Annotated in this window: 1 protein-coding gene; it reads right to left on the minus strand. The window is 75.9% G+C overall.

Features of this window, described 5'->3' with window-relative positions; all coding sequences use genetic code 11:
* Positions 1-140: 140 nt before the first annotated feature.
* The coding region (locus ADK67_RS09765) for an MFS transporter (protein ID WP_053716090.1) at positions 141-1024 on the minus strand (884 nt) is incomplete at its 5' end.

Consider the following 1024-nt stretch of genomic DNA (forward strand, 5'->3'; position numbering starts at 1 on the left):
CACCCCACCGACCGCCACCCCGCCCAGCCACCCCGCCGTACGACGCGCATCGCGCCGGACAACGGGTACCGCCGCACCGCACTGCGCCACGGCAGCGGAGCGGAAAGCGGGAGATGCGGGAGCGGGGCCCGGAGCCGGGATCAGACGGTGGTCGGTGCGGGAGTTGGGCGGGGGCCCAGGGCGAGGGTGGCCGCCGCGAGGATGAGCAGGCCGGCCAGGGTCAGGCAGACGACGGCGAATCCGGCCGGGGCCAGCGCGGTCACGAGGATCGGGCTGACGCCGCCGCCCAGGCCGACCAGGAAGCCGTAGCCCGCCAAGCCCGCGCCGCGTGCTTCGCCGGAGGCCCGGCCGACCAGCGCGACCAGCGCCGGGATGGTGACGGCGAGGCCCGCGACGAAGATCGCGCTGCCGACGAGCAGCACGGGGAGCGTGGTGGAGGCCGCCTCCAGGGCCAGGCCGGCGGCGGCGAGGAGGAATGCGGTGGGTGCGATGCGGTAGGCGCCGAAGCGTGCGATGAGCGGGCCGGCGAACAGGCCCAGCGCGATGCCGGGCAGGCCCGGTAGGCGGAGCAGGAGCAGGTCGACCGCGCTGTGGATGCCGTAGCGCTCGCCGGCGGTCGCGGTGAGGGCGGTGTACATGCCCACGAAGCTCAGCAGAAGGGTGACGCTGGCCGTGTAGGCGACCAGGAGCGCTGGGCGGCGGAGGAGGGCGGCCAGGCGGGTGAAGGTGGTCGCCAGGGCGGTGGGGGTTGGGCGGGGGATGGTGGGGAGGCGGGTGAGGGTGAGGGCGACGGCCAGCAGCATCGGGGCCAGGAGCCAGAAGACCCAGCGCCAGCCGAGCGCTTGGTCGACGCCCAGGGCGTAGGCCTGGCCGATCACGCCGGCCAGGAGGAATGAGCCGGAGACGGCGGTGACGCCCACGGCGCGGCGGGCCGGTGGGAGGGCTTCCGCGGCGTAGGCGAGTGACACGGACGGGATCGCGGCGGCCAGGAAGCCTTGGACGGCGCGGGCGGCGAGGAGTGGGG

This window comes from Saccharothrix sp. NRRL B-16348 (assembly GCF_001280085.1).
Classification (GTDB): Bacteria; Actinomycetota; Actinomycetes; order Mycobacteriales; family Pseudonocardiaceae; genus Actinosynnema.